Genomic DNA, 21,131 nt, shown 5'->3' with positions numbered 1-21,131 from the left:
CGGGGCGACGAAAACAATTTTGTACATTGTGTTTTCGTTGTCTCGCTCTTTTTTATTTAAAAAGAATACTTTATCAAATAAAAAAATAAGTGCTTATAACCATATTTCCAGTTTCTGATAAAATTAATTAATTTGGAATATTCATAGATAAATATAATTAAATAAATCGCTTCCATTCATAAAAGTAATAAGTAATATTAAAAATCAATATTTTTATTATATGATTAGGGGTCTTATACTAAGAGATGTAATCAATAAAGTTTAAAATAATAATGCAATAAAGGATGATGAATATTGCAAATATCAAAGAAGGTATCAAAAGTTTTACTGCAAGTATTATTAATTATGGGGATTACTTATATTGGCAATGTAATTCAGAGTGTATTGCATATACCAATTGCAGGTAGCATTGTAGGATTACTTGTATTTTTCCTGTTATTACAATTTAAAATAATTCCGTCAAAATGGGTCAGTGAAGGCTCTAACTTTTTCCTTACGACAATGGTGTTTTTCTTTGTACCGTCAGTAGTTGGTGTCATGGATGTCGTGTCTGATATTAACTTGAATTTTATCCTATTCTTTTCAATGATTATTTTAGGAACATGTTGTGTCGCATTAATTTCTGGTTTTATAGCTGAGAAAATGGTTAAAACTGCGCGATACGGGAATGGACAAAATTAGATGATATTTTTAAAAGGCTTTTTAATGATTGTTTTAACACTAGCTATGTTTATAGGTGCCAAAAAATTACAGGTAAAATATAAAACGCCATTTTTAAACCCAGCATTAATATCGTCTATAGGAATTATTATTGTACTTCTATTATTGAATGAAGATTATCAAGATTATATGACTGGCGGAAAATGGATTCATTATTTATTGAATTGCACGGTTGTTTGTTTAGCATTTCCACTTTATCAAAATCGCCATAAAATACTACAAAATGCGAGTATTATTTTTAGTAGCGTACTGACAGCAGTGATGTTAAATTTCATATTCGTATATAGTGTATTAAAAATCTTAGGATACTCAAAAGAAGTGATCGTGACAATGTTACCAAGGTCGATGACGGCTGCGGTAGGCATAGAAGTGTCACATCAACTTGGTGGTATCGATACTATTACAGTTATGTTTATTGTAACTACTGGATTGATTGGTAGTATTTTAGGTTCTTATTTATTGAGATTAGGTAAATTTAAAACCTCAATTGCGAAAGGTTTAACTTACGGAAATGCTTCACATGCTTTTGGTACTGCGCAAGCATTAGAAATTGATTTAGAATCTGGTGCATTTAGTTCTATAGGAATGATACTAACAGCAGTTCTAAGTTCAATCATCTTGCCTATTCTGATCCTTTTCTTATACTAAATGAATCCTGTTTAGTGATAATAGATTGCGAAGTTAATTAAAAATATGGGAAATCAACTTGAATATTGAAAGGAGCTATTTTGATAATGGCAAAAATTAAAGCGAATGAAGCATTAGTGAAAGCATTACAAGCATGGGATATTGATCACTTATATGGTATTCCTGGTGATTCAATTGATGCAGTAGTTGATAGTTTAAGAACGGAAAGAGATAATATTGAGTTTGTTCATGTTCGTCATGAAGAAGTTGCAAGTTTAGCTGCTGCTGGCTATACAAAATTAACAGGTAAAATTGGTGTCGCATTAAGTATCGGTGGCCCAGGTGTTATTCACTTACTAAATGGAATGTATGATGCAAAAATGGATAATGTGCCACAATTAATCTTAGCAGGTCAAACAGATAGTACGGCTTTAGGAACAAAAGCTTTCCAAGAAACAGATGTTAGTAAAATGGTTGATGATGTCGCAGTATACAAACATCAAGTAACTGAAAATGATAAAGATATCTTTGGAATTGTAAATGAAGCAATACGTACAGCTTACGAGAAAAAAGGTGTATCTGTCTTAATCTTGCCTAATAACTTATTGACGCGCAAAGTTAAAGACACGACTAATCAAAAAGTAGATACTGCGCCACCAGCTCGTGTAGCACCAAAACCAAATACTATAAAGAAAGCGACTAAACTCATTAATAAAAGTAAAAAGCCAGTAGTATTACTTGGTACAGGTGCACAGCATGCAAAAGATGAAGTCCGTGAATTTATAGAAGCGTTTAAGATACCAACGATTGTAACATTACCAGCAAAAACAGTTCTGCCTGACGCACATCCTTATAATATAGGTAACCTTGGTAAAATAGGTACTAAAACAGCATATCAAACGATGCAAGATGCGGATTTATTAATTATGGTTGGTACTAATTATCCTTATGTAGATTATTTACCAAAGAAAAATATCAAAGCAATACAAATTGATACAAATCCAGAAAACATTGGACACCGTTTTGATGTTAACGTGGGTATTCTTGGCGATAGTAAACTAGCATTACTACAATTAACTGATATGGCTAAGCATGTTACGGATCGCGACTTCTTAAATAAAACGTTAGAAAGAAAGGCCACATGGGATGCTTGGATGGCTGAAGATATGGCTAATGATAGTAAACCTATTAGACCAGAACGTTTAATGGATGCTATAAATAAAGTTAGAACAGACGATGCCATCTTCTCTATAGATGTCGGTACGGCAACTGTTTGGTCTACGCGTTATTTAAACTTAACAGTGAATAATAAATTTATTATTTCTAGCTGGTTAGGTACGATGGGTTGTGCGTTACCTACTGCAATAGCTGCCAAACGTGAGTATCCAAATCGTCAAGTAGTTGGTATTATTGGCGATGGTGCGTTTGACATGGTCATGCAAGATTTTGCAACGGCAGTGCAGTATGACTTACCAATGACATTATTTGTATTGAATAATGAACAACTTTCATTTATTAAATATGAACAACAAGCTGCTGGTGAGTTAGAATATGCGATTAACTTCACTGATATTGACTTAGAAAAATTTGCCGAAAGTTGTGGCGGAGTTGGTTATACACTTAAAGATCCAAACAGAATTGATGAAGTCGTTGAAGCTGCTATGGCTGAAAATAAACCAACGATTGTTAATGTTTATGTAGATGAAAATGCAGCACCATTACCAGGTAAAATTGTAAATGAAGAGGCGATTAACTATGGTAAATGGGCGTTTAGATCTATTACTGAAGATAAAAAATTAGACTTGGATGAATTGCCACCAATGTCAACAGCAGTAAAACGTTTCTTTTAAAATAACGATGAGGCGTTAGTCTCTATAGATAGAGCTTTAAAATATTTCTTAATAATATAAGTTGATGAGATATTTTATTAAAAGATAGTCGGCAAAGATTAACGAAATAAGTATCTTTACAGAGCGAGCACACGAAATCAAAGTAACTTTTGGTTTGTGTCTCGCTCTTTTTTTATGTATTAAGATATTGATAAAAACCCAGACTATGGAATAATAGAGTTAACTAAATTTTCAGACAAAATAAGAAAAGCATGCATTATGCATCAATAACACTTGGGACTTATAGTGCATTGATTATTTTATAGCATAGTGTAGTTAAAATGGAGAGGATGAAAAATGATTAAAAAAATATTTAAAAATAATCAATTTAAAACACCGCATACGTATGCACTGTTACTCTTTATTATCATCTTTTCTAGTATACTGACATATTTAATTCCTGCTGGTGAGTATGCAAGAGAGAAGAAAGATGGACAGACTTTAGTTATATCAGGTTCATATGAACAAGTTCAGCAACAAGGTGTATCATTCTTTGATATTTTTAGAGCTATACCAGAAGGGCTTATTAGTGGTGGAGAAATTGTGTTTTATATTTTTCTTGTGGGTGGCGCGTTTGGGATTGTACATAAAACTGGTGCATTTGAAAATGGTGTAAATAAAGCGATGCAAACACTAGGTTCATACAAAGTGCTAATGATCCCTTTAACTATGACTATTTTTTCGATATTAGGTTTCTCAATAGGGTTAGCAGAAGAAACGATTATCTTTGTTCCTATTGGTATTATTATCGCCCGCACACTAGGTTATGATGCGCTGACCGGTGCAGCAATGGTTATTTTAGGAGCGGCAAGTGGTTTTATAGGCGGCATGTTAAACCCTTTTACTGTAGGAGTAGCACAATCAGTGGCAGAATTACCAATGTTTTCGGGGTGGGGACTACGTACTATGATTTATATATTTATTCTAATTGCTGCAATTACTTCAGTTATGTTATATGCGCGTGCTGTAAAACGCGATATGTCTAAATCTTTAGTATACGAATTAGAACAAGTTGAAAGTCATGAAAATGGTGTAATAGAAGCAGAACGTTTTACAAAACGACAAGCAGTTGGTTTAGGGTTAATAGTCATGGTCATCATATTAAATGTATATGGCATATTTACGTATGGTTGGTCATTTAATGAAATGAGTGCTAACTTTATACTTGCGGGTTTACTTGCTGGTTTCATCGGTGGCCTGGGATTAAATGGCACATTTGATGCAATGATTGATGGAATGAAAGATATACTGTTTGGTGCTATGATAGTTGGATTTGCAAAAGGCATTATTGTTATTCTAGAAAATGGTCAAGTTATTGATAGTATTGTGCATGGGATGACAACGTTACTTGCAGATGTACCATCTTCTTTAGTCATTATTGCTATGTTTATATTACAGTTTATGCTTAATTTCTTTATACCCTCAGGATCTGGTCAAGCCTTGACTACAATGCCTTTAATGGTACCTATTTCTGATTTGTTAGATATTAATAGACAAATTACCGTGTTAGCATTCCAATACGGTGACGCAATTAGTAATGTATTATTTCCAACTTCAGCTATTTTGATGGGAGCCTTAGCCGTAGGTAAAATAACTTATACCCAATGGTTGAAGTTTGCTTGGAAGATTATTTTAGCTTGGGTTATTATCTGTTGTATTGGTATGTCCATTGCACTTATAGTTGGCTATTAACGTGAGTTATTTAGTGCAATTGTATATGCTTATATAAATTAAAATTTAAAGTTTATATTGTATATTTTATGAAAGCGTTATATAATGTAAAAAAACACATCGTTACTTTGCGTGTTACTGGTTAAGCAGGCATGAGCAAACAGAAAGACTATAGGGAATAGTCTGTTTGCTCATGCCTATTTTTGCGCATTAATAGCGATCAAATTATATTTTTGGAAGGGATGTTTTTATATGTTTAAAAAGCTATTCGGACAGCTTCAGCGTATAGGTAAAGCTTTAATGTTACCAGTCGCTATTTTACCTGCTGCCGGGCTATTACTGGCAATAGGTACAGCTATACAGGGTGAGGAACTACAACACTACCTGCCATTTATTCAAAATGCAGGTGTGCAAAGTGTAGCCGAAATGATGGCAGGTGCCGGAAGTAGTATATTTGATAATTTACCAATGATATTTGCTTTGGGTGTTGCGATAGGTTTAGCTGGTGGAGATGGTGTTGCAGCAATTGCAGCATTTGTCGGCTATGTTATTATGAACAAAACGATGGGGGCGTTTTTACATGTGACGCCAGACAACGTTAACGACGCAGCAAGTGGTTATGCAAGTGTCTTAGGAATTCCTACATTACAAACAGGCGTGTTTGGCGGTATTATTATTGGGGCATTAGCAGCATGGTGTTATAACAAGTTCTATAACATTTCGCTACCGTCATATTTAGGTTTCTTTGCCGGTAAACGTTTTGTACCTATTATGATGGCAACCACTTCATTTGTATTAGCGTTCCCAATGGCATTAATATGGCCAAGTATTCAATCTGGCTTAAACGCATTTAGTGAAGGTTTGTTAGATTCAAATACAGGGGTCGCAGTTTTCTTATTTGGATTTATTAAACGTTTGTTGATTCCATTTGGTTTGCATCATATTTTCCATGCACCGTTTTGGTTTGAATTTGGCGCTTGGAAAAATGCAGCTGGCGAAATAATTCACGGTGACCAACGTATCTTTATTGAACAAATTAAAGAAGGTAGTAATTTAACTGCTGGTAAATTTATGCAAGGAGAATTTCCAGTTATGATGTTTGGTCTCCCAGCAGCAGCTTTAGCAATTTATCATACAGCAAAGCCTGAAAATAAAAAAGTAGTAGCTGGGTTAATGGGATCAGCAGCTTTAACTTCTTTCTTAACAGGTATTACAGAACCATTAGAATTTTCATTCTTATTTGTAGCACCATTACTATTTTTAATTCATGCAATACTTGATGGTCTATCTTTCTTAACTTTATATTTACTAGATGTACATTTAGGCTATACTTTCTCAGGCGGATTTATCGATTATGTCTTGTTGGGCGTCTTACCTAATAAAACGCAATGGTGGTTAGTCATTCCTGTGGGGCTTGTCTACGCAGTGATCTACTACTTTGTATTCCGATACTTTATCCTTAAATTTAAATACAAAACACCAGGTCGTGAAGATAAACAAGCGCAAGCTTCGAATTCATCTGCAAGCGAATTACCGTTTAATGTTTTAAACGCAATGGGTGGAGAAGAAAATATCAAACACCTTGATGCATGTATTACGAGATTGCGTGTTGAAGTAGCAGATAAAAGTAAAGTGGATACTGCAGAATTAAAAGCATTAGGTGCTTCAGGTGTACTTGAAGTAGGTAATAATATGCAAGCAATCTTTGGACCTAAATCTGATCAAATCAAACATGATATGTCCTTAATTATGAAAGGTGAAATCACAAAACCTAGTGAGACTACAATCACTGAAGAAGATGAGGAAAATACGGTTCAATTAAATAAAGTCTCAGATACAGAGATCTATGCTCCGGGTAAAGGGCAACTTATTCCTTTATCAGAAGTGCCTGATCAAGTATTTGCTCAAAAAATGATGGGGGATGGTGTAGGTTTTATTCCAGAAGATGGAGAAATTGTAGCACCATTTGATGGAACCGTTAAAACAATCTTCCCGACAAAACATGCTATTGGCTTAGAATCTGAACAAGGCATAGAATTATTGATTCATATCGGCATCGATACAGTTAAGTTAAATGGTGAAGGCTTTGAAAGTCTTGTGAATACTGGAGATACGATTAAGAAAGGTCAACCACTTATGAAGGTTGATTTAGACTATATTAAGTCTAATGCGCCAAGTATCGTAACACCTTTAATCGTAACAAATTTAGAAGATCGTACCATTGAAACAGCCGATGCAAAAAATGTATCTATTGATGAAGTAATTATGAAAATTAGTCAAAAATAATAAAATATAAAATCAAAGCAAGGAGAGCTCGAGACATATCGTATTATGTCTTGGGCTTTTTTATCATGTCAGGAATTTACATAAAAATAAAAGTGTTGAAATATTCTGAAATTGTAAATATCATTAGAATTAAGAAAAGAGAAAGAAACGGGTGATAAAAATGAAATATAAACCAACGATGAATGTAATGCCGAAAGTATCATTAGTACCACCAGAATTAAGTATGGCGGAACCACTATATAGCACCATAAAAAATAACTTTACACACTTGGCGCCATTTTTAGATTTTATAACAGACGATGTGACGGTTGAAGATGAACGTGCATATTTAAAAATGATGATTCAACAACATGCGGACAATAAAGCGAGATTGTTTTTAATTTACTATGAAACAACACTTATAGGTACTGTTGATTTACATAAAATAGATAATAATAATCATAAAGCTGAAGTAGGTTATTGGATAGCTGAAGGATATACGGGTAAAAACATAGTAACAAATTGTGTTAATCATTTATGTCACTTTGCGTTTGAAACGTTATCTCTTAACAAACTCATAATTAAAGCTGATGTTAGAAATATAGCCAGTAATAAAGTGGCTGAAAAAGCAGGATTTACTTTTCTAGCAACAGATGTAGAAGACATCTTTGATGGTGAAAATTATAGAGATATGAACAGATATGTCCTACTTAAAAAGCAATTTGAACAACAACAAAGATAATTTGTTCTCAGGAGGGAGTATATGAAACTTACTAGAGGCATTAACCATATCGGATTAACAGTTCCTGACATTGAACGTGCTACTCAGTTTTTTAAAGAAGCTTTAAACGGTAAAATTGCGTATGATAGCCAGACTAAAGCAGACGAGCCGCGAGGGGGGAAACATGTTGAACAAGTGTTAAATATTGAAGAAGGGGCAGTAATTATAAAAAAAAGAATGATGGTATTTCATAATGGCCCTAATATAGAGATGTTTGAATTTAAACATGCTACACAAAACAATCCGACGTTTTTACAGGATATAGGATTTACACATATTTCATTTTATGTAGATAACTTTGATCATGCACTAGCGCAAGTTAAGCAAGCTGGAGGTATACCGGTATCTGAGCCACATGCTAATACAAGATATGAAGATACAGCAGGTAATCAGACAGTATATATTAAAACACCATGGGGGAGTTTAATTGAGTTACAAACAGTACCTAATGGTTTTTATTACCCGGAAAATAGCGAAGCAACTGTTTTTATACCAGAGCCATAAGCAAATATGACTAAAGGGAGGAAAGAAAAATGTTACAAAACAAATTAAATGTAGCTAATTTGAAAACACCTATTCATAAATTAGAACGGTTAAGTGAGACTTTAGGTAAAAATATTTATATTAAAAGAGATGACTATACTGGAACTGAGATTTCTGGTAACAAAGTGCGTAAATTAGAATATACCTTGCAATATGTCTTGGATAATGGCTATGATACAGTAATCACAACGGGAGCCATAACATCAAATCACGCAAGAGCGACCGCTGCATTATGTGCACAATTCAACATAACATGTCATTTAGTACTTCGAGGTAACTTGGCAGAGTTTGAAGGAAATCTATTTTTAGATGCTATGTTGGGGGCACATATTCACATCATTGAGCCATCAGCCTCAAGAGAAGAAGCAATGCAAGCATTACAAACTGAATTAGAAACACAAGGGGAACGGGCATTTGCTATACCGTCAGGCGCTTCTGATTGGATAGGATCACATGGTTATATCAACGCTTTTAATGAGATTGTTGAACAAGAAACAGATATGGACGTCCAATTCGATTCAATTAATTTAGCCGTCGGTTCTGGAGGAACTTATGCTGGTCTTTGGTACGGTAATAAAAGCCGCGGTTTAAATAAAAACATTACAGGATACACAGTCACTCAAAGTGCGCATGAATTTAAAACAAAAATAATTGATATATTAACTCATTTAGATGATAGTATAGCGTCATTTGATACGATAACTATCAATGATGATTATATTGGTCTTGGTTATGGACAAGCAACAGATGAAGAATTGCAATTTTATATAGATATTGCCCAACAAGAAGGGATTATTTTAGATCCAACCTACACAGGAAAAGCTTTTAGAGGTTTAGTAGAAGAAATTAAAGCTGGTAGCTACGATAATCAAAATAATATTTTATTTATTCATACAGGTGGATTACAAGGCTACACACAGGCAACAAGAACGCGTATGCAACAATTGCTTCCTGAAATGATACAGGATAAATAGAAATAACCTAAGCATTATGATTAGATTGGCATTGAAGTAATGTATTACAGATGAAGTTTATATTGATGAAATTGCGTATTAATATATTTATAATATTGAGTTGTAGCATTCTACGTAATTATATAAGGAGCGTAATGAATCATGACCATTAGAAAATTAGTGTCAGAAAAAGCGATAGAAGTGAATGGTTACGATATAGATGCGATGGGTATCGTAAGTAACATAGTATATATCAGGTGGTTTGAAGATTTACGTACGGATTTTATAAATCAATATATGCCTTATTCTGATATGATGAATCAACATATTTCACCAATATTAATGAAAACAGAGGCAGAATACAAAACACCTATAACGATACATGATAAACCAATAGGACGTTGCTACATTGTAAAAGCGAGCAAATTGCGTTGGGAATTTGAGTTTGAGATTGTGTCCGAGGACAAAGTACATTGTTTAGGCCATCAAAATGGTACTTTTTTTGATCTACAAAAGCAAAAGGTGACAAAGGTACCAGAAGTTTTTCAAAGTATATTGCGAGAATAGTATTAGCTTAGTGAGACATTTGAATGAGCACATGAATGGTACGATAGGTAAGCAAAAAGTTTGCTACATTATAGAGAAACACGGCATAATGATATTCAATTTATTAAAATAAAGGTGGTGTTCAATCGTGCAACAAACATTGACAACGATAGAGTCATTTCATGACTTTATAGCTCGACATCCATTGGCTGTCATACACATTATGAGGGACAATTGTAGTGTGTGTCATGCAGTATTGCCACAGATAGCTGACATAGTAAAGGACTTTCCTAACGTACCGTTGGGGATTGTTAATCAAAGCGAGTTAGAAGAGATAGCAGGTGAATTATCTATCTTTACTGTACCAGTAGATTTGATATATCTAGATGGGAAAGAGATGCATCGTCAAGGTCGTTTCATTGATATGCAACAATTTGAACATCAATTGAACTTAATGTTTCAAAGTTTAGATAACTAAAATTTGATAAGCACTTTTCCATAGAAGCTTATATTCATAAAATATGAACTACTATGGAGTCTTCTACTATGTTTGAAATCGATTAAGCAAAAATTATAAAAGAGCTGGGACATTCATTATGTCTCAGTTTTTTTGTGCTTTTCTAGAAATTAAATTGTTCGTCATAAAAGAGTGGGAAATTTTATAAAAACTGTCATAATTATATTAAATAATGTATGATAAGTAAAATTCATAGTGCTAAGGGGGATGTTTATGCGAATTGAAAGAATTTGTCCAAATGAAGCGGAAGCGCTTTATGATTGTATGAGAAAAATTGATGAAGAGTCCCAATATATGCTCTATTTACCAGAAGAAAGAAATTTCGATAAAGCACGTTTTATAGATGACATAAAACGCAATTTTTATATTGGTGTTAAGTCGGAAAATAACCAAATCTTAGGTTATTTATCAGTACATATTAGTACGTTAGCAAAGGTAAGACATATTGGTTACATTGTTACTGGATTAATCAGTGATTTGCAACAACAAGGTTTAGCAACGCAAATGTTTGATGAAACTTTTAAATGGGCTAAACGCAAAGGCCTCAGAAGGTTGGAATTAACAGTGATTACTACTAATAAACCCGCTGTAAATTTTTATGAAAAGATAGGTTTTAAGATTGAAGGGATTAAACATAGTTCTGTTTATATGGATGGTCATTTTTTTGATGAATTGTATATGTCTATGATGTTGAATGAAGTTTATCATACTGAATCTGACAATATATGGTAGGGTCTTCATGAATTTCAAAAATGTCACAGTTAATTAATAATATAGTTCCTTTTGTTAAAATTATTGCTGAGTTTGTTATAAACTATATGTAATAGCAATATTAATGTAATAGGCAGGGAGGAAAAATTGTGATAAAGAAAATAGCTGCATTATCCAGTGTGACAATTGCTGCTTCATATCTGTACGTAAAAGTAAGAGAAAAACGAAGTTATAAAAGCTTTTTATATGAATTAATGTTAAAAATCACTAATGCGAAAAGTTCATTTGAAAATGTTGAAAATGCGCAAAAAAGTTTAGATGCTGTGAAAGAAGCAACAAAGGGTCTATACGATGGTACAGCGTATCGTTTTAAACATAGGGTGCAAGCGACAACTGTCCAACAGTCTACGGTTTATACGGTCAATGATCAAGCTGATAGACAACAACAAGTCGTGTTATATATACACGGTGGTGCTTGGTTTCAAGATCCATTGAAATATCATTTTGATTATATCGATACACTTGCAAGTGAATTGAACGCTAAAATTGTCTTACCTATTTATCCAAAAGTGCCACATGCGACTTATAAAGAGACATTTACATTATTAAAAGAAATATATGAAAGTATTGTGAGACAGGTAGAAGATCCACATCAAATTATAGTGATGGGAGATTCAGCTGGTGGGCAAATCGCGTTATCGTTTGCTCAGTATATTAAAATGCAATCACTACCTCAGCCAAGTAACATTATCATGATTTCTCCTGTATTAGATGCAACATTATCTAATCCTGAGTCAGCGGTTTATGAAAAAATTGATCCGATGTTAGCTAGAGAAGGAAGTAAGTTTTTCTTAGAATTATGGTCCGGAGATTTACCATTAACAGATTGGCGTATCTCCCCTATGTTTGGAGATTTAGAAGGACTTGGACATATTACGTTAATCATTGGTACAAAGGAAACATTATATCCAGATGCACTTAAACTTTCGAATATGTTGAATAAAAAGAATATAAGTCATGAATTTTTACCAGGGTATAACTTGTTTCATATTTATCCAGTATTTCCAATTCCTGAAAGAGCACAAGTAATAACAAAGTTAAAGCAAATTATTAAAAAATATTAGCCTTAGTATGAAGTAAAGTTGTTGAATAACGGAATGATAAAACTGAACTAAAATATAATAAAGAAGTGAGTTAGCAGTCTAATATATAATTTAGACCAGTTAACTCACTTCTTTTTAATGATTTATTAGAATAAATCATATAGTTGTAAACGTTTAATTAATAGCGTATTAATTTTAACTTGTATGATTCTTTTTTAAAGAAAGCATTAAGATTAATAACATAATTAATACGATGCCTAATAGTTGGAATGGTAGGAATGTTACTTTTAACCAAACAGCGCTAGCCACAATAGCCATTACAGGTTCTATTGTACCGAATAAAGTTGTTTCCTTTGCTGATAAATACTGCAAACTTTTTATAAAGAAAAAGAAAGCAATTGCAGTTCCTCCTATAATACCGAAACCTAAATAACTTAATGTACTGAACGTTATTTGTGAAACATCAAGTTGCCATAATGGTGCTTTGAAATTCATCAATATTCCTGAAATTAGCATCGCCCATCCTACCACTAAGATTGAAGAAAAATTAACTAATAGTTTCGTTGCATATATAGTATAAAAGGCAAGCGCGATACCAGAAATTACTCCCCAAGTGATGCTTGAAGTTGGTACTACGAGACGACTTAGGGAACCGTTTGTTAAGAGTAGAAATGTACCAGTAAGTGTCAGCGTAATAGCTAGTAAATCGAAAATCTTTAAGGTTGTTTGGCCACGTATAATAAACCAGAAAATAATATAAACAGGAGCAATATATTGCAGTAACGTAGCTATTGCAGCATTACCTTCATCGATAGAAGCCATATAGGAGTATTGCACGAGTAACATACCAAAAATAGAGAATATCAACACCTGTATCGTACTTGTAAAGTTAGAGAAGATAGTAAATATGGAATGTTTGGGATTTAATATTTTGAAAATAATCATAAGTATTACACCACTAAATAGTAGTCTAGCGGTAACATACCAGTTAACATCGATATGCCTAAATCTAAATAAATAATCTGATACTGTTCCGCCAAGCCCCCAAAAGGATGCACCCACAACCGCTAAAATAATACCTATCATACGTTTTTTTGTCTTCATTTTATCACCTAATAATTATTAATATATTAAACTATAAACGAAAATAATTTGATATAATACATTAAAATGTATTAAAAGTATCAATATATTGAGGTGATGTTACATGGATAATAAAATGGTCATAGGAAATAATAAAGAAGAGTATATACAATATCCAGACTATCAATGGAAGCATGTTATTCTACGTACTACTTTAAACGAAACACTATTAGGTCATATACCTTTACATTGGCATCATGCTTTACAATTCGTCTATGTAATTAACGGCACAATAAAAATCAATATTGCTGAGCATACCATCATATTAAAAGAAAGAGATGGTATATTTATAAATGCTAATATTGTGCATGAGATTCACGATATTGTTGAAGGTAGTACGTTTTATTGCTGGAATATTGAGCAACCTAGCATTACAAATTTTATTGAGTATAAATATGTGAATTATATTATTGACTTAACAAAGCAAGTGCCATATATTTATTTATCATTTGATCATAAGCAACAACGAGCACTTTTAGAAATAATTGAATATACCGGTATGATATATGAAAAGCATGAAGACTTGTATCAGCTTGACATCACGATACAATTTTATAGTGCTATAAAATGGTTGTTACACCACGTGCCAGGTTATATAGATGATTTAACTTACAATTTTGATAGTCGCGTTAAACAAATAATTGAATATATACACGAGTATTACTCAAACAAAATAACGTTACAACAACTTAGTGGTGTTATTCATATGAGTGAAGCGGAAACGATAAAGTTATTTAAAAGGGCAACTAAGCAAACGCCATTTGAATATTTACAAAAAACAAGACTAGAGGCTAGCATCTACCAGTTAAATAACAAAGCAAAATATACAATTACAGATATTGCCATGCAATGTGGATTCTCTACCACGAGTTATTTTATAAAATTATTTAAGGCTACATATGGTATGACTCCGAAACAATATCAAAGGTTCCAACTACAGTCATAGGATAAAACAACGTAAGCAAGGGTGAGATAGAACTCAACTATTGAATTCTATCTCACCCTTGTTGTCCTTACTAAAGTTAATTGACGACTATATAAATGGTTATTTCAGCTAACAATTAGAGTAATTATTTTTTATATTAAAATGTTCTATCGTGACCACTAGCACCATTAATTTTTATTTTAGATTTTTTAAGTAAGTAGGGAAAAATTCTGTGTATAAATCAATGAATTTGAAGTAACTCTCTTTCTCAACATATTCATCTACTTGATGTGCCTGACTTACTAAGTCAGGACCGTACATGATAAATGAAAAATCCTCATCTTTATCAACTAATAAGTCAGAAGCATCTGTAACTCCTGGCGATGCTTCGAAAGGTAAATCTGTATTTAAATGTTTTAACCCTAAATCGTGAGCTAGTGTTGCTAGTCTATTTTTACCAGTAGTATAAACAGGAGGTCTAGACATATACGTATCAATTTCTATGTCTGTATTATCGTTTTCAACTTGTTTTAAAATTTCGTCGAAATAAGTTATGAATTGGTCATTGTCATGTTCTGGAATAGTTCGAATGTTAAACTCAGATTCAGCATGTTCTGGTATAGAGTTTACTTGATTGCCACCATTGAAAATTGTAGCGTTCATGATTGGATTGCCTAATAAATCATTATTTTTATCAAATTTCGTGAATCCTTCATCTGCTTTATATACAAATTTAACTAAAGGTGAAATGGCATTAAATCCTAATTGTGGCATAGAGCTGTGGGCAGCCTTTCCTCTTGAAATCACGCGAATGTCCATAGAACCCTTATGTGCATAGATGATTCTATCCTGCGAAGGCTCTGCAATAACTAGTGCCTCTACATCTTTCATGTAACCTTCTTGTTGGAAAGTTTTAGCCCCTTCACCAACAATTTCTTCTCCTGCAGTGGCTAATAGTCTGATCCGACCATATTCTAATAAGTTTTGGTCATGGATATCAATCATACTTATTACTAAAGCAGCTAATCCAGATTTCATATCGGCTGATCCACGACCATATAGTTTGCCATCTACTTCAGTCAATTTAAATGGCTCAAATGTCCATTTATTAATATCGCCTGCAGATACGACATCCATATGACCAGAAATACCTAAAACAGGCCCTTCGTTTCCAATATCAGCAACTAAGTTGGCTCTCGTATCACTGATTTTAATTATTTTTGATTCGATGCTGTGTTGTGATAATAAATCTTTTAAGTATTCACAAACTTGGATTTCATGGTCATTTACGGATTGGATTGTCACTAGATCTTCCAAAATTTGAACCTTTTCACTATCTGTAAATTTACTCATAATTAAAAACCCCTTTTCAATAAATATAAAATTCAGACAATTTAAGTATAGCTAATAAAATTGAAGAATTGTAACTAAAAGGGTTGAATTTAATGTAAAGAAAATTTAGATGACAATGGTTTGTAACATATATTAATAAAGTGATAGAGCTTATTAAATATAAAAAATCATACATGATTTTTTATCAACTTTGTTCTAAAGTCCATGTATGATGCTCATTATCTTTTAATGAAGATACATTATTTAATTTGTAATCGTTACTAGATTGTGAACCTTGAGGTATATCACTAGATTCAGTAGTTTTTAACTCAGAAGATTGGGAACTGTTGTTGATATAGTCTACGTTTTCAATATTTTTAGTGTTATCAGAATCTAATACAGCGCCTCTCATATCATTACCTTGAAAACTTCCTACCAAAAGCATAACCAGATAAGCGCAACAAATAATTGCTACAACAGCAAGATATATTGAAACCACCAATTTGACTGATTTACTCATAAACTACCTCCTAAAATTTGTATCAGTTGTCCCTTACACATATAAGATAACATGTAAATTTTAATGCTATGTAAAATTGAGGTAAATAATATATTTATTTGTTTTTGTTATAAATTCTTAGCTAAATAAAAATTATTAAAATTCTTCTTATAAAAATAAAACATCTTCAAAAATTAACAAATCGCTTTCATACAAGGATTTTTAAGTGTATTTAATTTTTTTACAGATGAATTGTAAACTCAGATTTACAAATTATTAATAGATAATTCAAACTATTTAAACTAAATCAATAACTGCATGATAGCATGTCATTATCCAAAGATAGCAGTAGATTAGACAGGTCATTTAATAATATTGGAATTCTACGCTATTTTGAATACATAAAATTAAATAGGTTGTTGAAAAGAGGGATAAAATTTGCTACTAATCATAATTTGTATCGGGGTTATTCTTTGGTTAGGTATTGTTGAAAAGAAAAGACATTCTAACAGATTAGAAAAGATTCCTATACGTATCAATATAAATGGTATTAGAGGTAAATCTACTATAACTAGATTGATTTACAGTACTTTACGTGAGGATAACTATCGCGTTATTGGTAAAACAACAGGTACAGATGCGCGTATGATGTATTGGTTTACTCCTAGAGAATATCCAGTTTATAGAAAACCACAAGGCGCTAATATTGGAGAACAACGCGATATTATCAGGAAAGTTGTTAAACAAAAAGCCAATGCTTTAGTTAATGAATGTATGGCTGTGAATCCCGATTATCAAATTACGTTCCAAAAAGATCTTGTTAAAGCCAATATAGGCGTCATCGTTAACGTCATGGAAGATCATATGGATGTTCTTGGGCCAACGTTAGATGAAGTGGCGGAAGCTTTTACAGCAACTATTCCTTATAGAGGACATCTTGTTGTTATGAAAGATGATTATACAGACTTTTTTGCTAAGGTGGCAAAAAGGCGTAAGACTAAGCTTATCGTTGTAGATAAGGAAGAAGTGCCGGAATCGTATTTAAGGAAATTTGGTTATATTGTGTTCCCTGATAATGTAGCCATTGCAATGGGTGTTGCAGAAGCACTTGGTATTGATAGACAAATCGCATTACAAGGTATGCTGAATGCACCACCAGATGTTGGAGCCGTTGAAGTTAAATACTTTGATGCTAATCAATCAACTAATGTTTATGTCAATGCATTCGCTGCTAATGAACCGAAATCAACTAAGGCTATATTAAATAAGGTAGAAAGCTATAACTATCCATATAAGAAAATTGTTATTATCTTGAATTGCCGTTCTGATAGAGTCGACAGAACAAGGCAGTTTGCTGAAGATTTTATTACTGAAGTAGATTTTGACACATTGATTTGTACTGGTAAAAGTACGCAAATGGTTACTGACGTAATGAAAGGGCAACCTGATAAAAAGTATTTGAATTTTGAAGGCAGAGATATAAAAGAAGTAGAGCAAGCGTTATACCAAGAGTCTCAAAATGCATTGATATTTTGTGTGGGTAACATCCATGGACCAGGTAAACAAATAGCGCAGTATATAGAAGGGATCAAATAATATGATAGGTTCAGAATTATATTTTTCATTATTTGTGGGCATTGTATTAAGTTTAATCTTCGCTGAAAAATTTGGTATTAGTCCAGCTGGATTAGTAGTACCTGGGTATTTAGCTTTAATTTTTGATCAACCGATTATGCTATTATCTGTACTCATCATTAGCTGTATTACATACTTTATTGTAAATCATGGTATAAGCCGGATTGTTATATTATATGGTCGAAGGAAATTTGCAGCCATGATCTTGACCGGAATGGTTTTGAAATTTGTTTTTGACTTAATATATCCAGTGACACCATTTGAGATGGTCGAAATGTCGGGCATAGGTGTCGTTATACCAGGCATTATAGCAAACACGATTCAAAAGCAAGGTGTCATTATTACTTTATCAACTTGTATGCTTTTAACATGTATCACTTATGTCATTTTATTCTTTTATAGCTTTATCAACTAGTAAGGAGCATATATATGAAGAATTCTAAAAGATTTTCAATAGAAGAACGCATACTCAAGTGGACTAAACGACATAAGAAAAGAAATACAATTTACACTAGCATTATTTTAATTATCGCTATTGTACTTTTAGTATTTGTCATGACATCACAAAAAATTGAACCCGTTAAAGCTATGGATAAAGGTCAAGGTGATATAAGAATGACATATTTAGGAAATGTCGAATTAAATAACCACATCAGGAAGAATAATATTAGCGAAGCTTTTAGTGCTATTAAGCCAATTTTAAAAGGGAGTGATTATTCTACGGCAAGTTTACAAGTATCGAAATTCTCAGATGATAGAAAAACAAATATCAATAAAAACTTAGAAAATGTAATGTTTTTAAGAGATTTGAATATAAAAAGCTTAAATCTTATCAACCAAGTTACAGACAATGTAACTGCGAGAGACTTAATGAAATCAGTAGAAGCTCAGTCAGGCTATAACTATTTAACTGGCAACGGCTCCAATGCTATCAATAGTAAAACTGTACAACAAACGGTTAAAAATAAAAAAATAGCTAATGTATCTTTTACTGATGTTGAATCAGACTATACAGACACATTAAAAAATACGACATCAGTTAGTTTAGAGCCAAGCATTTATGTCCCATTAATCAAAAAACTGAAAGAAAACAATGATTATGTGGTTGTTAACGTTGATTGGGGTATCACAGATGAACGATCAGTTACTACTAGGCAAAGAGAATACGCGCATTCATTAGCTGATGCGGGTGCTGATGTGATAATTGGTCATAACTCGGTAGTACAAGAAATAGAAAAATACAAAGACACCAGTATCTTTTACAGTTTAGGCAATGTAACATCAGAAGATTTTTTATCTAAAAACAAACAAGGTTTGGCAGTGCAACAAAATTGGAACGGTGACCAGTCTCAATTTACGGTGACGCCAATTAAGTCACAAGGTGGACAAATCACTAAATCTAACCCAAGTAAAGTAGAAGAAATCAAGTTACTTAATAATATTGAAGGTAAAGACATCAATTTCAAAAAAGAGAATGGAGGTTACGTTTATGAACATTAAAGAACATTGGGTAAGTATAACAGTTGTTTCAGTTGTATTGGTTGTTTTACTATTAATTGTTTTCGCGAGAGCGAACGAAGGATTAGATCAATATGAACTAAATGAATTGAAAACTTCTCATCACCAATATCTTTCTAAAGGAGCTTAAGTATGAGTATTTATAATAAAAAAACGCTCATCGTAATATTACTCCTTACAATTATCATATCTTTTGGCTTTTTTATGATAACTAAAAAAGATAATTATAATAAAGATGAATTATATGAGAATAAAATAGCAGATCATGCCCAGGATCTTTCCGACAAAAATTACGGTGTTGCTTCAAACAATCCAATCGCAACACGGGTTGGGGAAAAAATATTGCAAGACGGCGGTAACGCGATAGATGCATCTGTAGGTGTTTCTTATGCACTTGCAATAACAGAGCCTCATTCATCTGGTTTAGGTGGTGGTGGCGCAATGTTAGCTTATGATGGTCAAGAAAATGTTGCACCAAAGCAATGGCAATACAAAGACATCTCATCTTTTGACTTTAAACAAAAAGACGAGATAGGTACACCTGGCTTTGTACGTGGTTTACATGATGCACATAACGAAGGGGGCAAAATGGAAGAACGAAAAATACTAGACTACGTTATACCTTTAGCTGAGGATGGTTTTGAAGTTGATTCAGAACTGGAACGTAGTTTAAAACTTTATGGTTCAGATATTGACCGGGATTCCCCATTTTTTGATAGTGGCCAAACGAAAAGAGAAGGTGACGTTGTAAAACAACCAGCTTTAGCTAAAACGATTAAAGGTATTAGAGACCATGGTCCGGAATACTTTTATGAGAAAGTAGGTAAAAGTGTTTCTAAGCAAGTAGATGAAGAAGTTAATGAAAAAGATTTTGCAAGTTACAAAACAGAGAAAAAAGAACCGGTAAGTACAGATTACCTAAATAATAAAGTATATTCTGCATCTAATCCGTTAGGTGGAACGTTAATGCTTCAAGGTTTAGAAATTGATGAAGCAACTGGAAACGATGCAACTCCTGATAACCGATTAGATTATATTACGGGTATGTTAAAGTCTAGGGCATTGATGTATAGAAATAGAGATATTATTAATGGCCAAGATGAAGACTACGATGAATACTTATCTCAAGATTATATATTAGGAAAACTAAACGAGGTTAATTTTAATAGTAATTTCAATACAAATAATGTGGACAATACGAGTACTACACATTTTGTAGTTATAGATAAAGACGGTAAGTTAACAAGCACTACCAATACTTTAGCAAGTTTCTTTGGTTCCGGTAAATTTATGAAAGAGGGATTCTATATGAATAACTCACTAAACAACTTTTCATCAAATCCGGCAAGTCCGAACTATGGAGGTAAGCATAAAGAGCCAAGATCATTTACAGCACCAAGTATTGTAGTAGGACCTGATTATTACATGGGTATAGGAACACCAGGTGGTAACAAGATACCAACCACATTGAATGAAGTGTTGGTAGATTATTTAAGAGGTGATGGCACCCTACAAGAATCTATAGATAAGCCACGTTTTTATAATGATGGGGGACAAATTTTTTATGAAAATGCTACAAGTAAACAAGATATAGATATATTCAAAAGTTTAGGTTTTCAGATTGAAGAAAAACGTAACGATCCTAACTTTGGTAGTGTCCAAGCTGCACTTTACAACAAAAATAATAAAACTGTTGAAATTGGACACGACGTCGGTAATAGATAGTAAATAAAGGGGTAAGGTAGAAAGCTTA

The 21,131-nt window shown here is 32.9% G+C and carries 21 protein-coding genes; 18 read left to right on the top strand and 3 right to left on the bottom strand.

The genetic code is table 11. The features are described from left to right. Positions 1-294 precede the first annotated feature (294 nt). From D9V42_RS04060 to D9V42_RS04005, 12 genes are all read left to right on the top strand, one after another. The gene (locus D9V42_RS04060) at positions 295-681 is read left to right on the top strand and encodes a CidA/LrgA family protein (RefSeq protein ID WP_017723760.1); all 387 of its coding nucleotides are present in this window, start codon (positions 295-297) and stop codon (positions 679-681) included. Continuing rightward, entirely contained in the window at positions 682-1,368 is a 687-nt protein-coding gene (locus tag D9V42_RS04055; protein ID WP_107554994.1) for an LrgB family protein, read from the top strand. An 86-nt stretch (positions 1,369-1,454) separates the two neighbouring features. After that, positions 1,455-3,197: a pyruvate oxidase gene (locus D9V42_RS04050; protein WP_122063263.1), complete on the top strand. Its 1,743-nt coding sequence runs from the start codon at positions 1,455-1,457 to the stop codon at positions 3,195-3,197. A gap of 336 nt (positions 3,198-3,533) precedes the next feature. Continuing rightward, positions 3,534-4,928 carry a YfcC family protein gene (locus tag D9V42_RS04045; protein ID WP_122063261.1) on the top strand — a complete coding sequence of 465 codons (1,395 nt, stop codon included), beginning with the start codon at positions 3,534-3,536 and terminating at the stop codon, positions 4,926-4,928. Positions 4,929-5,159: 231 nt separating this feature from the next. Further along, the gene (gene ptsG, locus D9V42_RS04040) at positions 5,160-7,193 is read left to right on the top strand and encodes a glucose-specific PTS transporter subunit IIBC (protein WP_122063259.1); all 2,034 of its coding nucleotides are present in this window, start codon (positions 5,160-5,162) and stop codon (positions 7,191-7,193) included. A gap of 160 nt (positions 7,194-7,353) precedes the next feature. Beyond that, positions 7,354-7,914 (top strand): GNAT family N-acetyltransferase, encoded by a 561-nt coding sequence (locus D9V42_RS04035; protein ID WP_122063257.1) that lies wholly within the window; start codon positions 7,354-7,356, stop codon positions 7,912-7,914. A gap of 21 nt (positions 7,915-7,935) precedes the next feature. After that, entirely contained in the window at positions 7,936-8,457 is a 522-nt protein-coding gene (locus tag D9V42_RS04030) for a VOC family protein (protein ID WP_107554999.1), read from the top strand. 29 nt (positions 8,458-8,486) lie between these two features. After that, complete coding sequence (locus D9V42_RS04025; RefSeq protein ID WP_122063255.1) at positions 8,487-9,470, top strand: D-cysteine desulfhydrase family protein; 984 nt, start codon at positions 8,487-8,489, stop codon at positions 9,468-9,470. Positions 9,471-9,611: 141 nt separating this feature from the next. Further along, positions 9,612-10,016, top strand: a complete 405-nt coding sequence (locus D9V42_RS04020; RefSeq protein WP_107555001.1) for an acyl-CoA thioesterase — start codon at positions 9,612-9,614, stop codon at positions 10,014-10,016. Between the two features lie 127 nt (positions 10,017-10,143). Beyond that, a complete protein-coding gene (locus D9V42_RS04015; protein WP_107555002.1) occupies positions 10,144-10,473 on the top strand; it encodes a thioredoxin family protein in 330 nt (109 codons plus the stop codon). A 252-nt stretch (positions 10,474-10,725) separates the two neighbouring features. After that, positions 10,726-11,244 carry a GNAT family N-acetyltransferase gene (locus tag D9V42_RS04010; RefSeq protein WP_107555003.1) on the top strand — a complete coding sequence of 173 codons (519 nt, stop codon included), beginning with the start codon at positions 10,726-10,728 and terminating at the stop codon, positions 11,242-11,244. A 128-nt stretch (positions 11,245-11,372) separates the two neighbouring features. Further along, complete coding sequence (locus tag D9V42_RS04005) at positions 11,373-12,347, top strand: alpha/beta hydrolase fold domain-containing protein (RefSeq protein ID WP_122063253.1); 975 nt, start codon at positions 11,373-11,375, stop codon at positions 12,345-12,347. A gap of 174 nt (positions 12,348-12,521) precedes the next feature. Here D9V42_RS04005 and D9V42_RS04000 read toward each other — a convergent pair whose 3' ends face one another. Continuing rightward, a complete protein-coding gene (locus D9V42_RS04000; protein WP_107555005.1) occupies positions 12,522-13,430 on the bottom strand; it encodes a DMT family transporter in 909 nt (302 codons plus the stop codon). Between the two features lie 103 nt (positions 13,431-13,533). Here D9V42_RS04000 and D9V42_RS03995 point away from each other — a divergent pair, with 103 nt between their 5' ends. Then, positions 13,534-14,415 (top strand): AraC family transcriptional regulator, encoded by an 882-nt coding sequence (locus tag D9V42_RS03995; protein WP_122063251.1) that lies wholly within the window; start codon positions 13,534-13,536, stop codon positions 14,413-14,415. Positions 14,416-14,589: 174 nt separating this feature from the next. On the opposite strand, the gene D9V42_RS03990 is transcribed toward D9V42_RS03995, so the two are convergent. Both D9V42_RS03990 and D9V42_RS03985 read right to left on the bottom strand, forming a co-directional pair. Next, complete coding sequence (locus tag D9V42_RS03990) at positions 14,590-15,747, bottom strand: ArgE/DapE family deacylase (RefSeq protein ID WP_122063249.1); 1,158 nt, start codon at positions 15,745-15,747, stop codon at positions 14,590-14,592. A 184-nt stretch (positions 15,748-15,931) separates the two neighbouring features. Beyond that, positions 15,932-16,246, bottom strand: a complete 315-nt coding sequence (locus D9V42_RS03985) for a hypothetical protein (RefSeq protein WP_107555008.1) — start codon at positions 16,244-16,246, stop codon at positions 15,932-15,934. 417 nt (positions 16,247-16,663) lie between these two features. Between D9V42_RS03985 and pgsB the strand changes: the two genes are divergently transcribed. From pgsB to D9V42_RS03965, 5 genes are read left to right on the top strand one after another with little or no spacing between them, the layout of a single operon-like run. Further along, positions 16,664-17,821: a poly-gamma-glutamate synthase PgsB gene (gene pgsB / locus D9V42_RS03980; protein ID WP_122063247.1), complete on the top strand. Its 1,158-nt coding sequence runs from the start codon at positions 16,664-16,666 to the stop codon at positions 17,819-17,821. 1 nt (position 17,822) lies between these two features. Beyond that, complete coding sequence (gene pgsC / locus D9V42_RS03975; RefSeq protein WP_017723743.1) at positions 17,823-18,275, top strand: poly-gamma-glutamate biosynthesis protein PgsC; 453 nt, start codon at positions 17,823-17,825, stop codon at positions 18,273-18,275. A 14-nt stretch (positions 18,276-18,289) separates the two neighbouring features. Then, complete coding sequence (locus tag D9V42_RS03970) at positions 18,290-19,360, top strand: CapA family protein (RefSeq protein WP_122063245.1); 1,071 nt, start codon at positions 18,290-18,292, stop codon at positions 19,358-19,360. Further along, positions 19,350-19,508: a hypothetical protein gene (locus tag D9V42_RS15240; RefSeq protein ID WP_167456080.1), complete on the top strand. Its 159-nt coding sequence runs from the start codon at positions 19,350-19,352 to the stop codon at positions 19,506-19,508. Before D9V42_RS03970 ends, D9V42_RS15240 begins: the two co-directional genes overlap by 11 nt. A gap of 2 nt (positions 19,509-19,510) precedes the next feature. Beyond that, positions 19,511-21,103 carry a gamma-glutamyltransferase gene (locus D9V42_RS03965; protein ID WP_122063243.1) on the top strand — a complete coding sequence of 531 codons (1,593 nt, stop codon included), beginning with the start codon at positions 19,511-19,513 and terminating at the stop codon, positions 21,101-21,103. Positions 21,104-21,131 lie beyond the last annotated feature (28 nt).

Source organism: Staphylococcus pseudoxylosus, from assembly GCF_003697915.1.
Classification (GTDB): Bacteria; Bacillota; Bacilli; order Staphylococcales; family Staphylococcaceae; genus Staphylococcus; species Staphylococcus pseudoxylosus.
This window is presented reverse-complemented; position numbering and strand designations above follow the sequence as displayed.